We start from the raw sequence: 16,456 nt of genomic DNA, 5'->3' as shown, positions 1-16,456 counted from the left end.
CTCCGGAGAGCGCGGTTTTGCCGCGCCCTCCAACGTATCTGGCCCGCCATCAGTTTTTCAGTGCGAAAGTCTCGAGCTTGTCGGCGTTGTCGGCATTGATGAGGACGCAATCCATCAATTGCTTCTCGTCCTTAGGCGCCGTCTTGTTCTTGATATAGGCGTCGGCCTGTTCGACCGCCTTTTGGGCCTGGGCGTAGGCCGGCTGCATGACCGTCGCCTTGATGCCGCCCGCCTTGATCGAGTCGCGCACATCGTTGGAGCCATCGAAGCCGACGACGATCACATCCTTGCGGCCGGCGGCCTGCAGGGCGGCAATCGCGCCCATTGCCATGGTGTCGTTGCCTGAGATCACGCCCTTGATGTCGGGATTTGCCTGAAGAATAGTCTCCATCTTGGCATAGGCCTCAGTCTGGCTCCAGTTCGCCGATTGCTTGGCGACCAGCTTCAGGTCCGGATAGTCGTCGATGACGTCGTGATAGCCTTGCGAACGGATGCCGGCATTGGTATCGGCTTCGCGGCCGACGAGTTCGGCATAATTGCCCTTCTCGCCCATCAGTTTGACGAATTCCTGCGCGCCGAGCTGGGCGCCCTGGTAATTGTTGGAAACGATCTGGGCGACTGCGATGCCGGTGACATTGATTTCGCGGTCGATGAGGAAGGAAGGGATGCCCGCATCCTTGGCCTTCTTCAGGGCAGCGACCGTTGCGTCCGCACCGGCATTGTCGAGGATAATGGCCTTGGCGCCACGCCCGATGGCGGTGTCGATGACTTCCGATTGCTTGTTGGCATCGTCGTCATGCGTCATGACCAGCGTCTCGTAACCCAGCTCTTTTGCCTTGGCTTCGGCGCCGACGGCCTCCGCCTTGAAGAAGGGATTGTCGAAAGCCGGCGTGATGATCGCGATCAGATCGGCCGCGAAGGCCGGCATCGCCGTGCCCAGCGCCAGTGCGCCGGTGAAGGCTGCAAGTGTCAGTCTGCGTCTCAGTTTCATGGTCTCCTCCCAGTTATGAAACAGGCCCTGTTCCCGGCAGGGCGGCAAAGGGAGGGCGACGCCCTCCCGGGGACGTCGATCAGGTGATGCGACGGATGCTTTCTGCGATCTCCTGTGGCTCGAAGACCTTCTTCCAGTCGTCGCGCATGAGGGCAGGGATGCCGAATTCGATCGCCTTGTTGCAGGCATCGGAGAAGACGCCGTCGACTTCCTTGAAGATGACGGCGCCGAGTACGTTCATGTGGCCGAGCAGGAAGTCGCGGGCAGCTTCGGCCGGGACGCCGCGGGCGACGCACTCATCCATGGCCTGGCGCATGATGACGAGCAGCGACGCGCAGACCGTTTCTGAAAGACCCGGCTCCAGCATTGCCATCTGCTCGACGGTGACGCGGTGCGAGCGCATGACGGGCGCCCAGATGACCTTGGCGATTTCCTCGCCGAGAGCATAGGCACTTTCCGGACCCTGCATCAGTGCCGAAACGATATGCTGCTTGGCAAAAAGACCGCCGAAATGATCCTTCTTGGCCTGCATGTCGGTCTCGTCGTTGAAGATCGGCGGATGGCAGGGGTGAGTAACGAAGTAGGTGAGATCTTCACGGTGCGGCAGATGGCCGGCGAAGGGGGCGGCGGCGTCGAGTGCGACGACCATCGTGCCGGGCTTCAGCTCGTCGACGATGCCGGCGGCAACCTTGCCGATAGCGGTATCCGGTACTGCAAGGATCACGACGTCCGCGCCATCCAGCGCGGCATCGACCGGGACGCAATCGACAGAAAGATCATTCTTCAGACGCGCCTTGCCGGCATCGCTGACTTCGACGTGGCGCACATCGAAGCGCGAGCCTTTCAGGTTCTTGGCGAGCCGGTAGCCCATTTTGCCTCCGGCGCCGAAAAGAGCAATTGCAGTCATGTTAGTACCTCGTTCACTTCCAGAATGTGGTATCGCAAGTGGTATAATGAGTCAATGAGTATGCCAATGAATGCTGAAGAATGACGCCGCTACGATCCCCTGCCGTCGCGGATCTGTGTGAAATAATCATCGGTGCCGACCTGGCCGCCCTTCAGCGCGATCTGCAGACCATTGGTGGGCGCGTAGCTGCCGTGGGCCGTGCAAAGCGGCGAGCCGGGGGTTTGCGGCAATGGAAGAAGCGTTGTCAGCGCTTCGACACGCAATTCCTTGAGCGCGTGGCTCGACGTGTCGCCGCCGGCGATGACGGCGCGGCCGAGATTTTCCTGTTCGATCAACCGTCGCAGGATCGTGCCGAGAGCCTGCCCCAGGCGATGGCGGGCGCCGGGAATACGGTCTATATCGCCGCCGCGATCCGCCGATGGGCCGAGTGCTGTGTGAAGGATGACGCTGCGTCCGACCTTGAGGCTGGCCACGCCCGCGGCGACCGCTGTCTCCAGCGCCTGCTCGGCATTTTCTCCGACAAGCGCCAATGGATCGAGATCGATGCCGTCAAATCCGCCGGCCGCAGCCCGGCGGATTTGACGTTCGGTCGTAGGCGATACGCTGCCGGAGACGACCGCCAGGCGATCGACCTTGCCGGGAGGAGCGAATACCGGCTTCTCTTCGATCAAACCCTCATTCCGCCAGGCATCGAGAAGAGCATATTCGACACCGGACGAGCCTGCGACAAAGACGTTGCCCTTGATTGCCAGACGCCATAGCTGATGTCCCGCGGCAACCTGTGTTTCCGCACTGTCGACGTCGAGCAGCAGGATGCCCTCCCTGCCTCCCGTCAGCGCATCGATCCGTGCGTCGGCATCGGTTGCCCGGAGTGCGACGAGATCGGCGAGGCTGACGGGAAGGGACGTCTGTCTGCTCAGATGCACGGCCAGATCGGCCTCATCCATCGGCGTGACGGGATGCCGGCTCATGACCGGGTGTCGGTCGATACGGAAGACTTCGCCTTGATACGCGGCAAAGAGATGGCCAAAGGCAGTGTAACGCTTGAGCTGCGGCGCACCGACCACGACCGGCACGACGGATTGTGCAAAGAGCGCCTTGCCGATCTCGATCGCCTTGCCGATGTTGCCGATCTTCGGACTGGAATCGAAAGTCGAGCAGACCTTGTAATGGCATAGCGCGGCATCGAGGCTTTTCAGCCATTGAAATGCGAGCGTTAGATGTTCGTCCATCCATTGCGGCGTTTCGCTGCGGCTGGTGCCGGCAATGCCGATGGCGCGGCAATCCTTGAACCGCTCCAGTAAGGTTTCACTTGGTATGCCGAGGAAGAGAGCGGTTTGTACGCCGTTCGAGGCGAGGGCCTCCATGACGTCGGTCGAGCCGGTGAAGTCATCGCCGTAGTAGCTGAGAAGAAGATTGGACATCGCTGTCAGGCGTCCTTGCCGTCACTGAATTTTGCGATCGAGGCGGCAAGCTCCGGATGGTCCTTGGCATAGTCGGCAAGCGGTATGTCCGAAACCGCCGCTTGCCAGGCCTGCTGGATTGCACGAACGCCGGCAGCGGGTCCGAAGGGGTGGCTGACGATGCCGCCGCCGCAGAGATAGAGAAGGTCGGTCGTCCGGCCGGTGCGCTGGTAGGTTTCGGGCGCCTGGCCGCCCCATTGACCGGAACCGGCAACGGGAAGCGGACAGTCGGATGGATCGAAAAGCGGTGTGCGGATCGTCTTGAAGGATTCGACGAAGCTGTCGTCTGGTTCCCAATATTTGACCCTTATGCCGTTGATCTGGAACTGGTCGACCCCGAGCAGGCGCCAGAACTGCTGATACACCTTGAAATCCATCCCGGCGCCGGGATGACGGGTCAGGATATCCCAGCCATTGCGATGCGCATGCAGCACCAGTCCGGAACGCTTGCGCAGGAAGCTCATGCCGCCGAATCCGATAGAGTTGATGTTGACAACGGCGCAATTGCCGCCGGCCTTCAGCACGAGATCGTGGTTGCGCATCATCTCGTCGGGATCGGCATGCGAAATGCCGAAGGCGTACATCACCTTCTTGCCGGTCTTCTGCTCATGGTCGAGAATCAGCGGCATGATGGCTTCGACGCGCTCTTTCAGAGGTGAATAGGCCGGGCTCATCAGCTTCTCATCGTCCTTGATGAAATCGACACCGGAGCCGATCAGCTCGCCGACAAGGGCAGCCGTTTCCTTCGGCCGAAGGCCGAGCGCCGGCTTGACGATGGTGCCGATGATCGGGCGACCGCTGACGCCGGCGAGGCGCAAGCTGCCGGCAACGCCGAATTGCGGGCCGGGATGCGCGTTGCGGAAGGCCTCCGGCAGCTTCATATCGACAATGCGGATGCCGGTCATGCCTTTGATGGAGAAGACGCCGCCGATCGCGATCGTCATGAGTGCCGCAAGATCGGTGCCGATCGCATCCAGCGGGAAGGCGATGTCGACATCGGCCCGATGGATCGGGCCATAGCCCTCGGCCACCTCCGGCCAAGTCGGACGCTCCGCGTCAGGAAGAGGGTGGATCGCGACGACACGCGCGGCCACACGCGCCTTGAGTTCTTCCGTCTCGCCCGGCACAGCGACGAAGGTGCCTGTCGACTGATCGCTAGCGATCTTGCGAGCCATCGCCTCGATGCTGCCTGGCGTTTCGATGCGGTAGGTGATGGTAATAGTCATGAGTGGGTGAATGCTCCTCTCGCCGACGATTTTCCGCGTGGCACAAACTGGTGATCTGGTATAATGAGTATTCCAACTTCTGCAAACTATTTTTTGCCCGGTTGTCGGTAGGGTGGGGCTTCCGCCATGGCGGCCAAAAATGCATAAGGGGTAAAAGCTTTGGGAAAGCGGGATTCCATGGGCGAGCCAGTCGAACAAATTGTACGCCGAAAGCTATCCGATGAAGTATTCGACCGGCTGGAACGGTTGATCACGTCGGGAGAGCTCAAGCCGGGTGACGAGATGCCGTCCGAGCGCGTCCTCATGGAACGCTTCGGTGTCGGACGTCCGGCGATCCGGGAGGCCATGCAGGCCCTTGCCAATATGGGACTGGTCAACATTTCCCATGGCGAACGTGCCAAGGTGCTTCAGCTCACAGCGAAGTCGATCTTTCGGCAGGTCGACCTGACCGCAAAGATCATGTTGTCGCAATCACCTGATTCCCTTGAACAGCTGAAGAGCGCCCGCATCTTCTTCGAGCGCGGCATGGCACGCGAGGCCGCACAGCGCGCGAGCAAGAAAGATGTTGCCGATCTCAGTGAAATCATCGACCGGCAGCGCGCATCTCTCGGTCATGCCGAGGACTTCATTTCTGCGGACATGCAGTTCCATACGCGCATCGCCCAGATTTCCGGCAATCCAATCTTTGCTGCCGTCAGCGAAGCGATGCTCGCATGGCTGAAAGCCTATCATACCGACATGCTGATCTGGACCGGTAAGGAAAAGTTCACGCTGGTCGAACATGAGGAAATCCTCGCGCGCCTCGCTGAAAACGATGCAGATGGCGCCGAGCAGGCGATGCTCAAGCATCTGGAAAGATCGCGTGCGCTCTATACGAAATGAACCCGTCGGCATTCGCCCGCCACGGTGCCACGGTTCTGTGCCTTTGTCGTAATTCCTCCCCAATCCTTATGGAATCTGTTGGCACTCAAAAGAGGTGTGCGTGATGATTGATTTCTTTCAGCGAAACATGGCGCTATTCCTGGCCGCTCTCATGACGGCGGTGGCCATAACCCTTTATAATTTGAGCTGCCTTCTGCTCAGGCATCACCATACGATGCTGCACAATCTGCATCATGCGGCAGGCGGGTTGGTCCTCCTCGCCGGCTTCTACACCATGATCCGCTACATGCAGGCGTTGCCGGAGGATGACGGCTAGAAATACGCCAAACTCCAAAATTCGAGCCGGCAATTTCAGATAGAGTTCAGCCTGCGCGGCTATATCCTCAGCTTGTCCCGATGAAATATTGGCGACCCCTTCACTAGGTGTTGCCAAGTTCAATTTGGGAACCAGTTTCACAGCTAGTTCGTCGCACCACTCGGTGCTAAGCCCCCTGAACAACTGAGGATATCAAAACGTGGCTGATGTTTGTACGCAAGGCGTGGATACGGGCTTTGTTGCCCTGGGCTATGCCAAGATCGCAATTCTGGGCATCGTGCAGGGATTGACCGAGCTACTGCCGGTCTCGTCCACTGCCCATATGCGCGTGGTGCCCGCCTTGCTGGGCTGGCAGGACCCTGGTTCTGCCTTCTCGGCTACGATGCAGCTTGCAGCACTTGCAGCGATCGTCTCCTATTTCTGGAGCGACGTCCGCTACGTCACCTTTGGATCGCTCGATGCGATCAGGCAAAGGGACTGGAGCTCTCCTTCCATCCGGCTTGCGATCGCCATCGTCATCGCCACCATACCGATCGTGATCGCCGGCCTGCTGCTGTCATCCTCCCTGAACGCTTGCGGCACGTCTTTCCGCAGCCTCTGGGTCATCGGCATCGCCTGCGTGGTCATGGGCTTGCTCTTGGCGGTCGCTGAGCTTTACAGCCGCCATAGGAAGGATATCGGACAGATGACGCTGATGGATGCCCTTTTTGTCGGCATCACGCAGGTCGGTGCTCTTATCCCCGGTGTCTCGCGCTCGGGTTCGACCCTAACCGGCGCACTGTTCCTCGGCTTAAAAAGAGAGGAGGCGGCACGGTTCTCCTTCCTGCTCGGCTTACCGGCCATCGCTCTTGCCGGCTTGAAGGAGCTTTATGAGCTTCACAAGGCGCATATTCCGATGGAAGCCTGGTCGGTGCTGCTCGTTGGCCTGATTGTCGGCAGCATATCGTCCTTCATCACCATCTGGGGGCTGATGCGCTTTCTCGAACGCTTTTCGACCTGGCCTTTCGTCATCTACCGTATCGGTCTCGGCGCCGTCATCCTTTTTGGCGTGTTGACCATGGGCTGGGCCTGAGCCGCCCGTACCATTCGATCGCCAATGAAGAGGCGCCGCCGCCCATCAGGACGGCGCTTTTTGTCTTATGCCCGATCGAGGCCGCGGCCGGCACCAGAAACGGCGACCTGATCCTTGAGTAACAGGCTCGCTACTCCTTATTTGTGGCCCACAGTGCATAGAAATGCTGCACAGGCCCATGGCCGCTTCCGACGGAAAGCTGGCCTGCGGCAGCAACCGCGGCGGCGAGATAGGCCTTGCCGACGGCGATAGCTTCGGGGAGCGGCAGGCCCTTGGCGATCTCTGCCGCGATAGCGCTTGAGAGCGTGCAGCCCGTTCCATGCGTATTCTTGGTCGGCAACCGCTGAGCTTCGAACCAGGCCACATGATCGCCGCTTGCGAGCACATCCGGGCTTTCGTCACCCTCGAGATGACCACCCTTGACGAGGACTGCTGAAGGCCCGAGCGCGGCCAGCGCAAGCGCCTGGCGCGCCATGTCTTGGCGGCTTTTCGCCTCTGCGTCATGCAACAGCGCAGCCGCCTCGGGTAGGTTCGGGGTAACGACGGTCGCGAGCGGCAGCAATCGTGTGGTCAGCACGTCAACGGCATCGGCAGCCAGCAGAGCGGCGCCACCCTTGGCGATCATGACCGGGTCGAGGATGACGGGTACATCGCGATGTCGCGCCAGAATGTCCGCGACGGCACTGGCGATGGCGGCATTGGCGATCATACCGATCTTCACCGCATCCACACGGATGTCGGCAAAGATCGCATTGATCTGATCTGCCACGAAATGGGGGGGCACGGGATGGACGCCGGAGACACCCTGAGTGTTTTGCGCGGTTAAGGCGGTCAGAGCCGCCATTCCATAAACGCCGCGGGCGGAGAAAGCCTTCAGGTCGGCTTGAATGCCAGCACCGCCGGAGGGATCGGAGCCGGCGATAGATAGAACGTTGCGGATCATTGGCGAGCCTCCTTGATGGCTTTCGCGATGATGATTGTCGCCGCTTGCGGGTCCGGTTGTCCGCATATGGCCGAGACGACCGCGAGGCCATCTGCGCCGCACGAAAGGACATCGGCGGTATGAACGGCCTTCAGGCCGCCGATTGCCACTGAAGGAACCGGGCAAAGCCTGACGATGCGGGCAAGCCCGTCAAAGCCGATCGGTTGCTTGTGGTCGGGTTTGGTGGGTGTGGCAAAGACCGGACCGATCCCGGCATAGTCGATGATTCCGGCATCTATGGAGGAGGCGAGAGCCTCCGTTTCCACCGAGAGGCCGAGGATCATGTCCGGGCCGATCAGGCGGCGGGCGTCGGCGGCATTCATATCTTCCTGACCGATGTGAAGGCCATCGGCGCCGATGGCGAGGGCAGCCTCGACATGGTCGTTGACGATCAGCCGGACATTCGTTCCATGCAGGATTTGCTTGAGGGCACGGCCGGTTTCGATCATGGCGGCGGTCGAAGCCTCCTTGTCGCGAAACTGGATCATGGTGGCGCCGCCCGCCACCGCCGCCCGCGTTGTCTCCACCATACCGAGATCACGGCATAGCAGCGGATCGAGGACGAGATAGAGCGAGAGATCGAAGTCTTGCTTCATGCCGCAGATATCCTTGCGTCGCGATCCAGTGTCTTCGGGCTCAAAGCGGCGAGTGCGTCAAGGAAGCGCCAGGAGAAGGAGCCTGGTCCCCCAGCCGCCGCCCCCGCCTGTTCGCCGGCCACGGCAAAGACGGCAAGCGCCGCAACCGTTGCCTCCAGATGTGCATCTGGCGATGCCGCTGCAAAGGCGCCGACGAGGCAGGTAAGGGAGCAGCCGAGTGCGGTTACTTGCGGCATCAATGGCGAACCGCCTGCAATGCGCTTCGCCTTCTGCCCATCCGTCACGAAATCCGTAACGCCGGTGACTGCCACTACGCAGCTGTGCTTTTCCGCGAGTTGAAGGGCGGAATCTTCCGCCTGCTCGACAGCATCGCGGCTATCGACGCCCTGGCCGCGGCTCGTCCCGCCGGCAAGCGCGATGATCTCGGATGCGTTGCCGCGAATGATTGTCGGCTTTAGTTCCAACAAGCGCGTGATGGCATCGCGGCGAAACCCTGTCGCATAATGGGCGACGGGATCGAGGACCCAGGGCTTGCCCGTCTCGTTTGCCGACTGAGCGGCCTTCCGCATGCCCGCAAGCCAGCCGGACGAAAGCGTACCGATATTGATCGTCAGTGCGCCGGAGATAGCGGCAAACTCACCGGCCTCCTCTTCGGCATGTACCATTGCCGGCGATGCGCCGGCGGCAAGCATCACATTGGCCGCAATATTCATGGCGACGAAATTGGTGATGCATTGTACCAGGGGAGGGTTCGCCCGCATGGTGCGAAGTAGATTGCCCGGTGTGATTTGGTCTTGCATATCGCCCCTTTCAGGCGGCGAGACGCGTAGGGACGACGTGCTTCAGCTTCGCGAGGTCCCGAGCGACTTCCTCCGCCAGCATGATCTGGTTCAGGTTCGAAGGGTGCTTCTCAGCCCGCCGGATAGCGGACGCCCCTGTCTCTCATCTCTCTTCTTTTCGCAGACAAAGACGGCGCTGTCACCAGCAAATCATAAATGCGATGCTGACGGTTGGGATCGCCCCCTTTTTTTGGCGATCTATGCAGTAACTGCATGGGTGGAGTGATCCCTTAGCTCTGCAAAAAGCCGTGGGATTCGGCTATATATTTCTCATCGAAGCGACGGGAGCGCCAAGCACGGCTGCTCAGCTTCGAAAGCCCAAGGAAAGGGGATCATCATGAACGTAGCACGCTCTTTCAACAACTGGCGCAAGTATCGTCAGACGGTCGCCGAACTGGGCCGTATGTCCACGCGCGAACTGCACGACCTGGGTATCGATCGCGGTGAGATCCGCAATGTTGCCCGCGCAGCGATCGCTCGCTAACGGCCGAAACGGCTCCTTATAAAAGCTGCATTATGCCGGCGCCTGTTCCCTTGAGCAGGCGCTTTTGCTTTATGGGCATCACCGTTCATTTCCGCGGCGATTGCTGAAGATTGCATCAATCTAGCTCCTTGCTTTTCGCATGACGCATAACTGCCTTGCAAAGAAATGCCTATGAACTGAGCAAAAGACTGGTATGTTCTTTTCATCGAAGCGATGCATCTCCTCCCGCATCCCTTCGCTTGGCAGACGTCCTTATCCTCCTCCCAGGGACGACTGCAGGAATAGCGGAACTCCTCCTCCCATCCGCTGTTCGGTTCTTGTAAAAAGCCTGCCGCTCCTCCTCCCGCGGCAGGCTTTTTCGTCTTGTTGAACTTCCAAGCGATTGAGAATGGCCCGGATCGGTATAGGGATCCTAGCCCGGCGCAGGCGGCATGCGTGCAAAGCAGCCTCGGCGCATTCAAAGAGTTGGGTATCCTCCTCTCGCAAAAATGAAGAGCGGCCCCTATGTGCGATCTATGTAGCGCGCTACATCGAAGATCGCCCAAATTCGATTCCCGAAAAAGGAGGATGCCCATGACCGGCCCTGCCGAATATACCCCGCCGAAAATCTGGACCTGGAACAAGGCCAATGGCGGCCAGTTCGCCAATATCAATCGCCCGATTGCCGGCCCGACTCACGAGAAGGAACTGCCGGTAGGACGCCATCCCCTTCAGCTCTATTCGCTTGGAACGCCCAACGGCGTGAAGGTCACGATTATGCTCGAAGAGCTGCTGGCGCTTGGTCACAGCGGTGCGGAATATGATGCCTGGCTGATCAAGATCGGTGAGGGTGATCAATTCGGCAGCGGTTTCGTTGACATCAATCCGAATTCGAAGATCCCGGCTTTGCTCGACCGAAGTGGCCCGAAGCCGGTTCGCGTTTTCGAATCGGCCTCGATTTTGATGTATCTCGCCGAAAAATTCGGCGCCTTCCTGCCGACCGAGCAGCCGGCTCGGGCCGAATGCATCTCCTGGCTGTTCTGGCAGATGGGCAGCGCGCCCTATCTCGGCGGCGGTTTCGGTCATTTCTACGCCTACGCGCCGACGAAGATCGAATATGCGATCGATCGCTTTGCCATGGAGGTGAAGCGCCAGCTCGACGTGCTGGATCGCCGTCTGGCTGAAAGCGAATATATCGCCGGCAGCGACTATACGATCGCCGATATCGCCATCTGGCCGTGGTACGGCGGTTTGGCCAAGGGGTGGCAGTACGGTGCGGCCGAGTTCCTGCAGGTGCAGGACTACAAGAACGTGCAGCGCTGGGCCGAGCAAATCTACTCGCGTCCTGCCGTCAAGCGCGGCCGCATGGTCAACCGCATGTCGGGCGATCCATCCGAGCAGCTGCGTGAGCGCCACGATGCCAGCGACTTCGAGACGAAGACGCAGGATAAGCTGGAAGCTGCCGGCTGATCCGACCATTCGCTTTGCAGAAATGAGCTCGCGGCCCTCCGGATCGCGAGCTCTTTTATTGCGCTTACTGCGGGTGCTGTCGGTCCCGGCAAGTCAGCCTCGCTCCATCTTGTGAAGCGTAATGTTCGGCTGCCGAGGCTCCCCCGCCCGGCGTAGACCGCGGCGCGATTCTGCAAAGCGTGTCGACATTGGCGAAAGAGGAATGCTTCTCCATGCAGCAAGTTGCTGACGACCGTACCCTGGATAAAAATGCGACTACGGGTGCGTTGTCGAAGCAACAGAGCGAGGCGAGGGATGCGCTGCTGAAACACCTGGTGTCGGGTGGCGATGAACGGCTGGATTGCGATCCGCTCACCGGGCTCAACATGTATGGCTATGGTCCGGCACCACGGCCCGAAGATCTCGCTTTCGGCTCGTCGACGGCATCGACCATATCCGCCGCCGCCTTTGCCACGGTCGAATCCTTTTACGCGGATCTGAGGCGGGAGATGGAAACAAGCTCGCCGACGGCTGTCTATGACCGCGAAATCGGGCGTGTGCGTGACGATCTGCTGCGCTTGCTTGGCCTCGGTCAATCGTCGCAGCCGCGGATCGATGCGATCCTGGCCACGTCAGGCACGGACATCCACCTTTTTTCGGCCGCGCTGCTGGCGGGTGAGGACGAGCCTGCCCTGATGACCATCACGCTGATGGGGAACGAGACGGGCAGCGGCGTCATGATGGCGTCGGCCGGGCGGCATTTCATGAGCCGCGTCAGCAGCGCACGGTCTGTCGCCAAGGGCGAGGAATTGCGGCCAGGGGACGCAACACGCAACGCCACCATTGCCGTGCGCAACAAGGATGGTTCCCTTCGCGCCGATAGCGAGGTGGAAGAGGAGCTGCGCGGCCTCATCGAGCTTGCCCGCGCAGCCGGCCTCAGATGCCTTCTCGTCGTAACAGACGTCTCGAAGACCAGCCTGCTGGCGCCGAGCCTTGAGACCGTCATGCGTCTGAAGGAGCGCTTCGGCACATTGCTGGATATCATGATCGACGCCTGCCAGTTTCGCCTGTCAGCGGCGACGATCCGCGCCTATCTCGCCCATGGTTTCATGGTCGCGCTCACGGGTTCGAAATTCCTCGCCGGGCCGATTTTCAGCGGGGCGCTTCTCTGCCCGCCGCAAATGTCGGAACGCTTCAAATCGCGCACTCTGCCTGCAGCCTTGGCAGATTATTGCGGGAAGGCAGAGTGGCCGGAAGGCTGGGCCGCCCGCAATATCTTGCCGGAGCGCGCCAATCTCGGCCTCCTGCTACGCTGGAAAGCCGCGCTGTTCGAACTCGGATGCTTCCTCGATATTCCTGAAGACCGTGTAGTCAAGGTTTTGTCCATTTTTGCCGAGGCAGTCTCCGATCGTCTTGCGAACGATCCGGCTTTCGAGCCTCTGCAGAGCCGGCCGTTGGAGCGGCGTGAGCTGTGGGGCGCATCATCGGCTCTTCGCTGGGATGAAATTCCCTCCATCTTTTCGTTTTACCTGCGCAATTGCACAGATGGCGCCATGCTGACCGCAGCGGAAATGGCGGCGGTCTACAAGGAGCTGGCCGTCGAAGGCGATGGAGTTGCCCTGGTGCGTCTCGGCCAGCCCGTTCGCTGTGCCGATTTTGGTGATGTACCGGCAAGTGCTCTTAGAATTTGCCTGAGCGCGCCGCTGGTCGTGGCCGCTTCCAGGAGCGATGAAGCGCTCGCAGCGGTGGTTGCGCAAGCGATGCTGGTTCTGGATCGCACCGCCGAGGCAGCGGCCCGGCAAAGGCAAGGCAATGCCAGGGACATGCGCCGCAGCGCCTGAAGTTCACGCGACGGCTTCAGCTGGCGTGGTCGCTCATCGGCAGCGGATCATGAACCTCGGCGCTCGCCCCCGTCAAAGCCGGCGAAATCGCCTCTGACGATGCCGTGTCGCTGGAGCTTGTCGTAGAAGGTCTTCCTGGGAATGCCGAGCGCTTCGATGGTACGGCGTACATCGCCATTGTTCTGCGACAGGGTTTCGCGGATGAGCTCGGCTTCGTAGCGCTCTACTCGAGCGGGCAACGGCAAACCTTCATCCGTCGCCGGCGCTTCGTCAGATTTTGCCGTTGTTGCCGATTCGAGACCGAGCACGAAGCGCTCGGCAAAATGCGAGAGTTCGCGAACGTTGCCCGGCCAGTCGTGCTGCTGCAGATGGCGGCGCACCGCTGTAGATAGGGCGGGCACCTCGCGCTTGAAGCGGCCGGCGGCGCGATCGGCGAAATGGCCGAAGAGCAGGGGAATGTCATCGCGGCGTTCACGCAATGGCGGAATGGAAAGCGTGACAACGTTGAGGCGATAGTAGAGATCCTCGCGAAAATCGCCGCGTTGGCGAGGATCGGCAAGATCGACCTTCGCTGCCGCGACGACGCGAAGATCGACGGGACGAACTTCATTGGTGCCGAGCGGTGTCACCTCGCGCATTTCCAGCACGCGCAGCATCTGCACCTGGATTGCCGGCGGCATGCTTTCGATCTCGTCGAGAAACAGGGTGCCGGCGCTTGAATGTTCGATGCGCCCAACGCGCTTCTTCTGGGCGCCAGTAAAAGCGCCCGGTTCGTGGCCGAAAAGCTCGCTCTCGATCACGGTTTCGGGCAGGGCACCACAATTCAACGCAACGAAATTGCCCTTCGCTCGCCGGCTCCAGCGATGCAGCAGGCTCGCCACCACTTCCTTACCGCTGCCAGTCTCGCCCGTGACAAGCACATCGACATCCGTATCGGCGATCTGCCGCAGCGTATGGCGCAGCCGCTCAATGGCAGGAGTCTGTCCGATCAGCGGCAGATCGCCCTGTGCCTGTTCGGCCACTTGCCGCAGCACCCGATTTTCCAGCACAAGCCGTCGCTTTTCAGCTGCTCGCCGCACGCTCTGCACAAGCCGATCCGTGGCGAAGGGCTTCGCGATGAAATCATAAGCGCCATCCTGGATCGCCTGAACCGCCATCGGAATATCGCCATGACCCGTCATGAGAATGACCGGCAGATCGGCGTCGAGCGCCTTGATGCGGGCAAAGAGCTGCTGCCCGTCCATCTGCGGCATGCGGATATCGGAAACGACGACACCGGCAAAATCGGCCTTGAGAGCATGGAGCGCTTCGCTTGCGGCAGAAAAGGCGGAGACGCCAAAGCCAGCCAGTTCAAGCGTCTGCTTCGTCGCCCTCAACAGATCCTTGTCGTCGTCGATGAGGAAAACGGGGAAACTCTCACTCATGGTGTGGCCTTGCGCAAATGGACGGTGAAGCGTGTGCCGCTGTCATTGCTCTCGACATCGATCCGGCCGCCATAGTCGACGACGATATCCTTTGAAATGACGAGACCAAGACCGAGGCCTTTTTCCTTGGACGTGTTGAAGGGTGTAAACAGCGAGTCGAGGATCGCCGCCGGAATGCCAGGCCCGTTGTCCGAAACTACGATCTCGACTTCCTCTGAAGTTTCGCGCACTGACACCTCCACCTTGGCCTCGTCGCGACCTTCAAGGGCCTCTAGAGCATTTTGAAAGAGGTTGATCAGCACTTGCTCCAGCCGGATGCGGGTCCCGACAACGCCGAGCCCCGTTGGTGGCAACTCGATCTTCAGCGCATCCAGGCGGCCGGCAAAGCGGCTCCTCAGCAGGACCACGGCCCCCTCTATCACGCTTCTGAGATCAACCGGCTCCGGTGCGGTCCTTCCCTTACGGGCGAAGGCTTTCAGTTCTTCGGTGATCGTGCCGATACGCTCCGTCAGCGCCGCGATTGCCGAAAGGTTTTCCTTCACCGGCTCCGTCTGCCGCCGGTCGAGGAAGACATTGGCATTCTCAGCATAGGCACGGATTGTCGCCACCGGCTGATTGATTTCATGGGCTACGCCGGCGGCGACCTGACCCAGGATGGCAAGGCGATTGGCCTGTACGAGATCCTGCTGCACACCCTGCAGCTTGGCTTCCGTCGCACGGTGGTCTGCAATTTCCGCCTCCAGCCGGTCGCGGGCCTGGCTTAAGTCCTCCGTGCGCTCAAGAACCCGGCGTTCCAACTCATCACGCGCGATCCTGCTCACGGCGATCTGCATGGCGGAAACATCGCGGCGGCGCAGCAGGAAAGCGGCGAATGCGAGGATCGGCAGAAGGACGGTCAAGGCGAGGAAGCGTGTCTCGCGCACGGACGAGGCGATCGCCTGATCGGTCGGGATCAGATAGCCGAGCTGCCAGGGCGTCGATGGAACCGCGACCGCCAGCCGCAAATATTCCGCAGCGCTGCTTCCAGGCAGAATGGCACGCACGATGGTTGCATCCGGGCCAATTTCTTCGGGATGGCTGACCGGAAGGGGCGAAAGCGGTGCTGCGCCGAATTGCAGACTTTTTCGAATCGCGTCGGCTTCCTCGCGCGCAAGCGGAGCGGTCGTCATGAAGCGCCATGAGGGCAGGCTGGTGATGAGCACGACACCGCGTTCGTCAGTCACGTAAGCAGGGCGGCCGGTCTCGCTCCAGTCAGCCTCCAGCTGATCGAACTCCATCTTCACCACAACGACACCAAGCGCAGAGCCGACATCGCCGACACGGCGGGAAATGTAGAGGCCGGGGCGATTGCTGACGGTGCCGAGTGCATAATGCTCAGCGGTTCCCGTTTCCATGGCTTTGCGGAAATAGTCGCGAAAGGAATAGTCGTTGCCGACGAAACTCAACGGTTCTCGCCAGTTGCTGGAAGCCATGGCAACGCCGTCCTTGCCGGTGACGTAAAGGACGGATGCGCTGGTGCCCGAGACGAGACTTTCAAGCTTACGGTCCAGGGCGACAACATCGTCGATGTGCTTCTCGGCGAGCGCATCTCGCACCTGCTGATCGTCGGCCAGCAAGAGCGGCAGGGCGCGCGGACGTTCGAGGACTGCGCGCAGCAGGGCAACCTTGAGGTTCGCATCCGTGTGCCCCTGCCTCTGCAGCGTTTCTATTGCCGAGAGCCGACCATAGAAATTCGCGCCATAAAGACCAGCCGCAATGACAGCCGCACTTAGAAACGCAAACACGAGCCAGACCCGGCGTGAGCGCCGGCCCAGTTGCTCGGGCGTTAGAAATCGTTCGTTGGCCGGGCGCTGCAGCATTGCCGTATTGTGCATGATTTCGCGCGCGCCGCAATTCGATCTGTGCGAATAATCGCACAGATCGATGATCTTCGATCCGGGTCGGAAATTAAAATTCAACAAAAGCAATGTGTTAAAATCATGGCGCGCATTTGGCACGGTCATTG

15 protein-coding genes and 1 riboswitch are annotated in these 16,456 nt (G+C 60.4%); of the genes, 6 read left to right on the top strand and 9 right to left on the bottom strand.

Features of this window, described 5'->3' with window-relative positions:
• Nucleotides 1-49: 49 nt before the first annotated feature.
• From FHT73_RS18895 to oiaX, 4 genes are all read right to left on the bottom strand, one after another.
• Nucleotides 50-991 (bottom strand): D-ribose ABC transporter substrate-binding protein, encoded by a 942-nt coding sequence (locus FHT73_RS18895; RefSeq protein WP_112337184.1) that lies wholly within the window; start codon nt 989-991, stop codon nt 50-52.
• A 79-nt stretch (nt 992-1,070) separates the two neighbouring features.
• Complete coding sequence (locus FHT73_RS18890) at nt 1,071-1,898, bottom strand: phosphogluconate dehydrogenase C-terminal domain-containing protein (RefSeq protein ID WP_112603680.1); 828 nt, start codon at nt 1,896-1,898, stop codon at nt 1,071-1,073.
• 89 nt (nt 1,899-1,987) lie between these two features.
• Nucleotides 1,988-3,322: a four-carbon acid sugar kinase family protein gene (locus FHT73_RS18885; RefSeq protein WP_183713841.1), complete on the bottom strand. Its 1,335-nt coding sequence runs from the start codon at nt 3,320-3,322 to the stop codon at nt 1,988-1,990.
• Between the two features lie 5 nt (nt 3,323-3,327).
• Nucleotides 3,328-4,587, bottom strand: coding sequence for a 3-oxo-isoapionate-4-phosphate decarboxylase OiaX (gene oiaX / locus FHT73_RS18880; RefSeq protein ID WP_112603676.1), 1,260 nt, complete (start codon nt 4,585-4,587; stop codon nt 3,328-3,330).
• A 177-nt stretch (nt 4,588-4,764) separates the two neighbouring features.
• On the opposite strand from oiaX, the gene FHT73_RS18875 reads away from it, so the two are divergent.
• The 3 genes from FHT73_RS18875 (at nt 4,765) to FHT73_RS18865 (ending at nt 6,857) form a co-directional block, all read left to right on the top strand.
• A complete protein-coding gene (locus tag FHT73_RS18875) occupies nt 4,765-5,469 on the top strand; it encodes a transcriptional regulator NanR (RefSeq protein ID WP_015342988.1) in 705 nt (234 codons plus the stop codon).
• Nucleotides 5,470-5,572: 103 nt separating this feature from the next.
• Nucleotides 5,573-5,785, top strand: a complete 213-nt coding sequence (locus FHT73_RS18870) for a hypothetical protein (RefSeq protein ID WP_183713839.1) — start codon at nt 5,573-5,575, stop codon at nt 5,783-5,785.
• 199 nt (nt 5,786-5,984) lie between these two features.
• Nucleotides 5,985-6,857, top strand: a complete 873-nt coding sequence (locus FHT73_RS18865) for an undecaprenyl-diphosphate phosphatase (RefSeq protein WP_112603674.1) — start codon at nt 5,985-5,987, stop codon at nt 6,855-6,857.
• Nucleotides 6,858-6,987: 130 nt separating this feature from the next.
• Here the strand turns inward: FHT73_RS18865 and thiD are convergent, their stop codons facing one another.
• Genes thiD through thiM form a run of 3 tightly spaced genes read right to left on the bottom strand, consistent with a single transcriptional unit; the run spans nt 6,988 to nt 9,235 of the window.
• On the bottom strand, nt 6,988-7,800 hold the full coding sequence (gene thiD, locus FHT73_RS18860) for a bifunctional hydroxymethylpyrimidine kinase/phosphomethylpyrimidine kinase (RefSeq protein ID WP_183713836.1): 813 nt from the start codon (nt 7,798-7,800) through the stop codon (nt 6,988-6,990).
• Complete coding sequence (gene thiE, locus FHT73_RS18855) at nt 7,797-8,435, bottom strand: thiamine phosphate synthase (protein WP_183713833.1); 639 nt, start codon at nt 8,433-8,435, stop codon at nt 7,797-7,799. Before thiE ends, thiD begins: the two co-directional genes overlap by 4 nt.
• Nucleotides 8,432-9,235 (bottom strand): hydroxyethylthiazole kinase, encoded by an 804-nt coding sequence (gene thiM, locus FHT73_RS18850; protein WP_183713830.1) that lies wholly within the window; start codon nt 9,233-9,235, stop codon nt 8,432-8,434. The genes thiE and thiM overlap by 4 nt, the downstream gene beginning before the upstream one ends.
• A gap of 50 nt (nt 9,236-9,285) precedes the next feature.
• Nucleotides 9,286-9,382, bottom strand: a riboswitch (TPP riboswitch).
• A gap of 229 nt (nt 9,383-9,611) precedes the next feature.
• On the opposite strand from thiM, the gene FHT73_RS18845 reads away from it, so the two are divergent.
• The 3 genes from FHT73_RS18845 to FHT73_RS18835 all read left to right on the top strand — a co-directional run bounded on the left by FHT73_RS18845 (nt 9,612) and on the right by FHT73_RS18835 (nt 13,027).
• Nucleotides 9,612-9,758: a DUF1127 domain-containing protein gene (locus tag FHT73_RS18845; protein ID WP_015342994.1), complete on the top strand. Its 147-nt coding sequence runs from the start codon at nt 9,612-9,614 to the stop codon at nt 9,756-9,758.
• Nucleotides 9,759-10,331: 573 nt separating this feature from the next.
• A complete protein-coding gene (gene yghU, locus FHT73_RS18840) occupies nt 10,332-11,207 on the top strand; it encodes a glutathione-dependent disulfide-bond oxidoreductase (protein ID WP_112398563.1) in 876 nt (291 codons plus the stop codon).
• A 212-nt stretch (nt 11,208-11,419) separates the two neighbouring features.
• Entirely contained in the window at nt 11,420-13,027 is a 1,608-nt protein-coding gene (locus FHT73_RS18835) for a hypothetical protein (protein WP_183713828.1), read from the top strand.
• Between the two features lie 47 nt (nt 13,028-13,074).
• Here FHT73_RS18835 and FHT73_RS18830 read toward each other — a convergent pair whose 3' ends face one another.
• Nucleotides 13,075-14,451, bottom strand: coding sequence for a sigma-54 dependent transcriptional regulator (locus FHT73_RS18830; RefSeq protein ID WP_183713825.1), 1,377 nt, complete (start codon nt 14,449-14,451; stop codon nt 13,075-13,077).
• Nucleotides 14,448-16,325 carry a sensor histidine kinase gene (locus FHT73_RS18825; protein ID WP_246712166.1) on the bottom strand — a complete coding sequence of 626 codons (1,878 nt, stop codon included), beginning with the start codon at nt 16,323-16,325 and terminating at the stop codon, nt 14,448-14,450. Before FHT73_RS18825 ends, FHT73_RS18830 begins: the two co-directional genes overlap by 4 nt.
• Nucleotides 16,326-16,456 lie beyond the last annotated feature (131 nt).

This window comes from Rhizobium sp. BK098 (assembly GCF_014193155.1).
In the GTDB taxonomy this organism is placed as follows: Bacteria; Pseudomonadota; Alphaproteobacteria; order Rhizobiales; family Rhizobiaceae; genus Rhizobium.
This window is presented reverse-complemented; position numbering and strand designations above follow the sequence as displayed.

Coding starts and splice junctions, on each gene's coding strand:
- FHT73_RS18895 (WP_112337184.1), bottom strand. CDS start 991: ATGAAACTGAGACGCAGACTGACACTTGCAGCCTTCACCGGCGCACTG.
- FHT73_RS18890 (WP_112603680.1), bottom strand. CDS start 1,898: ATGACTGCAATTGCTCTTTTCGGCGCCGGAGGCAAAATGGGCTACCGG.
- FHT73_RS18885 (WP_183713841.1), bottom strand. CDS start 3,322: ATGTCCAATCTTCTTCTCAGCTACTACGGCGATGACTTCACCGGCTCG.
- oiaX (WP_112603676.1), bottom strand. CDS start 4,587: ATGACTATTACCATCACCTACCGCATCGAAACGCCAGGCAGCATCGAG.
- FHT73_RS18875 (WP_015342988.1), top strand. CDS start 4,765: ATGGGCGAGCCAGTCGAACAAATTGTACGCCGAAAGCTATCCGATGAA.
- FHT73_RS18870 (WP_183713839.1), top strand. CDS start 5,573: ATGATTGATTTCTTTCAGCGAAACATGGCGCTATTCCTGGCCGCTCTC.
- thiD (WP_183713836.1), bottom strand. CDS start 7,800: ATGATCCGCAACGTTCTATCTATCGCCGGCTCCGATCCCTCCGGCGGT.
- thiE (WP_183713833.1), bottom strand. CDS start 8,435: ATGAAGCAAGACTTCGATCTCTCGCTCTATCTCGTCCTCGATCCGCTG.
- thiM (WP_183713830.1), bottom strand. CDS start 9,235: ATGCAAGACCAAATCACACCGGGCAATCTACTTCGCACCATGCGGGCG.
- FHT73_RS18845 (WP_015342994.1), top strand. CDS start 9,612: ATGAACGTAGCACGCTCTTTCAACAACTGGCGCAAGTATCGTCAGACG.
- yghU (WP_112398563.1), top strand. CDS start 10,332: ATGACCGGCCCTGCCGAATATACCCCGCCGAAAATCTGGACCTGGAAC.
- FHT73_RS18835 (WP_183713828.1), top strand. CDS start 11,420: ATGCAGCAAGTTGCTGACGACCGTACCCTGGATAAAAATGCGACTACG.
- FHT73_RS18830 (WP_183713825.1), bottom strand. CDS start 14,451: ATGAGTGAGAGTTTCCCCGTTTTCCTCATCGACGACGACAAGGATCTG.
- FHT73_RS18825 (WP_246712166.1), bottom strand. CDS start 16,325: ATGCACAATACGGCAATGCTGCAGCGCCCGGCCAACGAACGATTTCTA.